The 6,266-nt window shown below is 66.7% G+C and carries 4 protein-coding genes and 1 pseudogene; all 5 read left to right on the top strand.

Going from position 1 to position 6,266, the window contains the following annotated elements; translation table 11 throughout:
• Positions 1-95 precede the first annotated feature (95 nt).
• A pseudogene (locus ACWC0C_RS47850) lies at positions 96-503 on the top strand (hypothetical protein); the annotation flags it as partial.
• A gap of 371 nt (positions 504-874) precedes the next feature.
• Positions 875-1,933 (top strand): NucA/NucB deoxyribonuclease domain-containing protein, encoded by a 1,059-nt coding sequence (locus tag ACWC0C_RS47845; RefSeq protein WP_450871473.1) that lies wholly within the window; start codon positions 875-877, stop codon positions 1,931-1,933.
• The gene (locus ACWC0C_RS47840) at positions 1,825-3,003 is read left to right on the top strand and encodes a transposase (protein ID WP_450871475.1); all 1,179 of its coding nucleotides are present in this window, start codon (positions 1,825-1,827) and stop codon (positions 3,001-3,003) included. Before ACWC0C_RS47845 ends, ACWC0C_RS47840 begins: the two co-directional genes overlap by 109 nt.
• Before the next feature lie 143 nt (positions 3,004-3,146).
• Positions 3,147-3,623, top strand: coding sequence for a hypothetical protein (locus tag ACWC0C_RS47835; protein ID WP_450871471.1), 477 nt, complete (start codon positions 3,147-3,149; stop codon positions 3,621-3,623).
• 107 nt (positions 3,624-3,730) lie between these two features.
• The gene (gene fxsT / locus ACWC0C_RS47830) at positions 3,731-6,121 is read left to right on the top strand and encodes an FxSxx-COOH system tetratricopeptide repeat protein (protein ID WP_450871470.1); all 2,391 of its coding nucleotides are present in this window, start codon (positions 3,731-3,733) and stop codon (positions 6,119-6,121) included.
• Positions 6,122-6,266 lie beyond the last annotated feature (145 nt).

Raw genomic sequence — 6,266 nt, 5'->3', positions numbered from 1 at the left:
ATGCGCCAGCACCGCCCGATTGACCATGATCGCCACAGCGGGATCATGCCATCCACCTGGCACGACACCTCACCCGCTATCACGCACCAACTCGTAAGTGCACGCCCGGCGCGATCTCCCCGGCTGTCACCCAGGCGAACCTGAAGTCCACGATCTGCCGACCCGGCGGCTACACGAAGGGCATCCGACCGCCTGTCTCGGTCACCAACCAGGAGAAGAAGCTGAACGCTGCCTCCTACGGTTACACCGGCAGTTTGTCGGATGCCGAATTCGACCACGACATCTCGTTGCAGCTCGGCGGCGACCCGAACGACGCCCGCAACCTGTGGGTGGAGCCAGCTGACCCGGGCCACAAGCCGGGCTCGGGGGTGAACAACCTGAAGGACTCGGTGGAGACGAAGCTGCACACCGCGGTCTGCTCCGGGAAGGTCACCCTCGCCGCGGCGCAGCAGGCCATCGTCACCGACTGGACGACCGCGCTGACCCGGCTCGGGGCGAGCTGAGCACCGGCCCGCAGGGGAGCAGCACCGGTCGCTGTCGCGTAGTTCATGGCCCTGCTGTTGGCCGGCACGGGCTGCGGAGGGTCGTGCTGCCATGGCGAGGCTCTGGCGCGGAGGGCCGGAGCCCGGCGGTCGGCCCGACGTTTCCAGCCGATGGCGGTGGGCTGGCAACGGCCGAGGCCTTGCGATGCGGATGGCGGTCTGCTGGTCACCGTATGGCAGTGTTTTCGCACCATGGATCATCCCTGGCTGAAACAGATCAAAACGGGATGCGGTCTGTGTGCCGGGCGTGTTTGTATGCCGCCAACGCGACGGGGAAAGCGTGGAGTTGATCTCTAGCCCCTGTCGGATGCGTTCAACACAGGGGGTACGACTTGAAATTGAGAGCGCTGCTCACCACGGGGGCTGTGACGCTGGGGCTGCTGGGATCGGCCGCTCCGTCAGCTCTAGCCGGCCAGACCGGCTCAGGTCAGCTGCGGGTCACCGTCAGTCCGGCCCGTTCCCAGGTGACCCAACTGGCGGCGAGCCCGTCCTCGAACGCCACCTGCACGATCAACAAGATCTCGGTCAACCGGTTCAGCGAGTGTGAGTGGGTCACGATCCACGTCGATGTCATCAAGGTCATCGACGGGAAGCCCGAGATCGAGGGCACCGTCGACTTCGACGTCAAACACCAGATGGCCCTGAACGCGAAGTCCGCGAACTGGTCGGAGAACTTCACCGTCTCCAAGGCCAAGACCACCCGGGCCGGCGCGGGCGTGGCCGTCGACCTTGCGGCCGCTTCCGGTGGCGGAACCAAGGCTACGGTCCACTTCTCGCAGGGCCACATCCTCAGCAGCGGCCCGGCGAACGGCAGCGTCAACTACACGACTGGCCCGATCGCCAAGAAGAAGATCAACCCCAAGGCGAAGACCCACTACACGTACACCTTCACCAAGCCCGGCTACACCCCCGGGACGGTGTCGTACGACTCCGCCGTCTACCGGTGCGACAACTTCTTCGGCACCACCACCGGGTGCGCCATTCCCGAGGTGCCGACCGGTCTGGCCCTGCTGGAGCAGCCGCGGATCAACGAGGGCATCCGCAAGCTCCGTTCCCGCGGTGGTCACTACGGTGACCCGAACGGCGGGAAGCCGCTGCACTGGATGATCAACGAAACGCAGAAGAGGAAGAACCGTGGCGCCGTGTGCCCGAATACGGTGCCGCCGGACATGAAGCGCCCCGGCCGGACCTCGTGCGATGAGTACCCGTTCGCTTCGACCTACGAGGGCGGCACGCACCTGCCGAGCAATCAGCGATCTACGCCTACGGCACGAACACCGGGATCAAGGCCGTCGCCTCCGGCGGCCACGGCCACACCGAAGATGAACTGCGCTACGTACGCCGCCGCTACCTGTCCGCCGAGGCCGCCCGCGCCATCGCCATCCAGATAGCGAACGCCACCTTCACCGCCCGCAGCACCGAGTTGTGGGGCCAGGGCTCGACCGCGGTCGCCTCCGACTCCACGCACGTGCGCGCCTACGACCAGAACCTGTTCACCGAGTGGCACTCGCGCTACGGCGGCCGCGGGGTGCTCATCTACTGGCACGTGGAGAAGAAGTCCCTGGCCATCCACTCCCAGCTGATCAACTGCACGGCCTCCGAGGTCGCCGCGATGATCGAGGGCGCCATGCGGCATGGCACCACCATGGACATCGAGGCCAACTACACGGACTCGCATGGCCAGTCGGAAATCGGGTTCGGCATCACGAGATTGCTGAACTTCGACCTGCTGCCGAGGATCAAGCGCATCAACAAGGTGAAGCTGTACCGGCCGGTGGCCGGCGAGCCGGACGCCTACCCGCAGCTAACCCCGGCGCTGACCCGCCCGATCCGCTGGGAACTCATCGCTCAGCAGTACGACCAGATGATCAAGTACGCCACGGCGATCCGTACCCGCACCGCGTCCACCGAGGCGATCCTGAGGCGCTTCACCCGCAACGCCTCCCACCCCACCTACGCGGCGATGCTGGAGGTCGGCCGTGCCCAGAAGACCATCTTCGTGGCCCGGTATCTGCGGCTACGGGACCTCCAGCGGGAGATCGAGGAGGGCCTGAACGTCATGGAGTCCTCCAACGGCGCCAACTCCGTGATCGCCTACGGAAAGGGCGGGGAGATCGCCTCCAATAGGCGCGACGAGCAGGAGATGTTCGTGCTGTGCTTGCGGATTCTGCAATCGGCCCTGGTCTACGTGAACACCCTGATGCTTCAGGAGGTCCTCGGCGAACCGGAGTGGGCCGACCTCCTCACGCTCGCCGACCGGCGCGGCCTGACCCCGCTGTTCTGGTCTCACGTGCGCCCGTACGGAGAGGTGAACCTCGACATGGGTGTCCGCCTGAACCTCGCCACGGCCACCGTGCCGGGCCCTCGGGAACCGGCGGACGCCGACAGCCAGCAGCCTCCCACTCCCGGACTGCGTCTGATGCGGCGGATTCACCAAGACAACGCGGCGGATCAAGACTGAGCCCAAAGGGAGCCAGTGCAGAAAACGGCAATCGGCGTTATGCGAAACCGCCGGGTATCGGGACTGTGTTCCGGCAAGACTCTGTAAGAACCCCAAGTGCGGCGCTACGGTCCGAACAACATCTGCGACACGGGGAGGGCAGGATGCTAGATCAGGTGTTGACCGCGCTGGCTGCGTCTGGCGGTACAGCAGTGGTGACAGCGGCAGGGACGGACGCGTGGGCTGGATCGCGGCAGGCGGTGGCGCGCTGGTTCGGTCGGGGCGACGCGCAGCGCGAGCAGGCCGAGCTGGAGCGCCTGGACCAGACCGAGGCGGCCCTGCAGTCCGCAGTCCCCGCCGAAGCTGAGCGGACCCGGATCCGCCTGGAAGCGTCCTGGCAGGCCCGCATCGAGGCAGCACTGGAAAGCCTGAGCGAAGGCGAGCGTGACCAGGCTGCCGACCAGCTGCGCGGCCTGCTCGCGCAGCACGCCTCGCAGGGCGCCGCGACTGCAGGGACGGGCGGCCTGGCCGTGGGCGGAAACATGGATATTCGCGCAGACAGCGGCTCGATCGCAGCTGGGGTAATCCACGGAGGAGCGCACATCGGCACCCCTCCAGTGCCGGATCCGTCCCAGGGCTGAACGGACCGGCCACTACCAGCCCACCGCCCACCGAGACGCCTCTCACACTTCAACGGCTGGGCAGCGTCACCACCCACGCCCGCGACGGCAGCCTGGCGGTCGGCTACGTGGCCGACGGGGGCAACGTTGCCTACTTCGCCGCCCCACGACCTGCGGTGACCTGGCCCCACCAGGTCGGAGTGTTGCCCCGACAGGCTGACTGCTTCCAGGACCGGGCAGCCGTCGAGCAGTTGGATCAGGCGCTGGCATGCGGGGGCATGTCGGTGCTGTGCCAGGTGCTGGCCGGCATGGGCGGGGTCGGCAAAACTCAGCTCGCCGCTCACCATGCCCGCCAGGTATGGGCCAGGGGCGGTGTGGATCTGCTGGTGTGGATCAGCGCCACCACTCGTGAGGCGGTCATTTCGGCCTACGCCCAGGCCGCCGCCGAGGTACTCGGGGCCGACCTTGCCGACCCGGAACGGGCTGCCCACGCTTTCCTGGCCTGGCTGGAGCCCAAACCCGGTACCACCCAGCGCCGCTGGCTGGTCGTGCTCGACGACGTTGCCAGCCCTGCTGACTTGCGAGGCCTGTGGCCGCCTGCCAGCCAGCAGGGTGGCCGCACCCTGGTCACTACCCGCCGTCGCGACGCCGCCATGACCAGCAGCGATAGGCGGCTGGTGCCGGTGGGCTTGTTCACCCCTGACGAAGCCGTCGCCTACCTGACAACCGTGCTAGCCGCCCACGGCCGTTTGGAGCTTCCCGACCAGCTCGCGGCCTTCGCCACCGACCTCGGCCACCTCCCCCTGGCGCTGTCGCAGGCCGTCGCGTACCTCATCGATGCGGACCTCGACTGCGCGGCTTATCGCACCCTGCTGGCCGACCGCGCTCGGACGCTCGCCGACGTAATCCCCGACCCTTCCAGTGTTCCTGACGACCAGGACACGACCGTGGCCGCCGCCTGGTCACTGTCAATCGACCGTGCCGACGCATTTCCACCCGCAGGCCTGGCCCGTCCGATGCTGCAGCTCACTGCGGTTCTCGCGTCCAACGGCATCCCCGCCTCTGTCTTGGTTAGCCCGCCCGCTCTGGCCTACCTCACCGAGCACCGCACAGGCACCGCCGGGCGAGCATGCCCGGAAGAGGCCACGGCCCTCGACGCATCACGAGTGCTGCGCACACTGCACCGGCTGAGCTTGCTAGACCACACCCCAAGGAACATGCACCAGGCGGTACGCGTTCACCAGCTCGTCCAACGCGTCACGCGCGACGCCCTCACCACAGAGCAACGCGACCGGCTCGCCCGCGCCGCCGCCGACGCGCTCACCGAAGCCTGGCCTGAGATCGAGCGTGACACCACCCTTGCCCAGGTCCTACGCGCCAACGCCGAAGCACTCACCCGCCACGCCGAAAACGCCCTGTACCAGGCCGACGGCGCCCACCCATTACTCTTCCGCATGGGCAAAAGCCTCCTAGAGGCCGGCCAGCTCGCCGCAGCCAGCGACCACTGGCAGTATCTGAGTCGCACAAGCCACGAGCATCTGGGCCCTGACCATCCAGACACCCTCTCTGCTCAGGTCAACCTCGCATCCTGCCAGGGAAACGCAGGGAACGCCGCTGGGGCCATAGCGAGCAGCGAGCAGGTACTCAAGCGGATGCTGAAGGCGCTGGGCCCCGACCACCCGAAAACCCTCAGCGCCCAGGTCAACCTTGCCTACTGGCGGGGTGAGGCGGGAGACGCGTCCGGCGCTGAAACCGCCTTTCAACAACTATTGACTGATCTCCTGCGAGTGCACGGCCCTGACCACAGCGACACCTTGGCAGCCAAGCACAATCTTGCCTACTGGCGAGGAGAGGCAGGAGACGCAGTCGGCGCCGTAACCGTTCTCGACGAGCTGGTGGAGGACTGCTTGAGGGTCTTCGGATCGGACCATCCTCGAACCCTGGCGGCACAAGCCAACCTTGCTGACTGGCGGGGTGAGGCGGGGGACCAGGCTGGCGCCGTAGATGTCTATACGCGTCTACTCAGAGACTGTCAGCGCGTGCTCGGTCCAGACCATCCTCGAACCCTTGCAACCCAAACCAACCTCGCATCCTGGAGGGTGACCGTGGGGGACCTTCCCGGTGCGGAAGCCACCCTCGATCAACTACTTGAACGCTGTCTACGAGTCCTGGGCGCCGACCACCCTGACACGCTGCAGACCCGACACACCATGGCACGGTGCCAAGGTGAGGCAGGGTCGCCGACGCGAGCAGTAACCGGCTTCCAGGGGTTGTTGGCCGATCGCGTGAGGGTGCTGGGAGCCGACCACCCCACCACCCTCAGAACCCGCAGCAACCTTGCTCACTGGCGTGGTGAGGCCGGAGACGCGGCTGGTGCTGCGGCAGACTTCGAACGACTGCTGACTGACCGAAAGCGGGTCCTGGGCGCCGACCACCCTGTCACCCTCGCCACTCGGGAAAGACTCGCCTTTTGGCAGGGAAGGGTGAAGAGCAAGGATGCTCATTTATCGACCGATTGATGAGCAAGATCGGTATGTGGCGGCGCGCGACCGGATCGACGCCGGATCATGCCTGTGACCTTCAGGGCTTCACGGCGCCGAATCTTCAGCGGTATCTGACGCCGAAGCCGTGGCTTTGTTCGGGAGTTGTGAAAGCGCGTTTGCG

The sequence above is a fragment of the Streptomyces sp. NPDC001709 genome, assembly GCF_053596375.1.
Note: the sequence above shows the minus strand (reverse complement) of the source record. Positions and strands in the feature narration are given on the sequence as shown.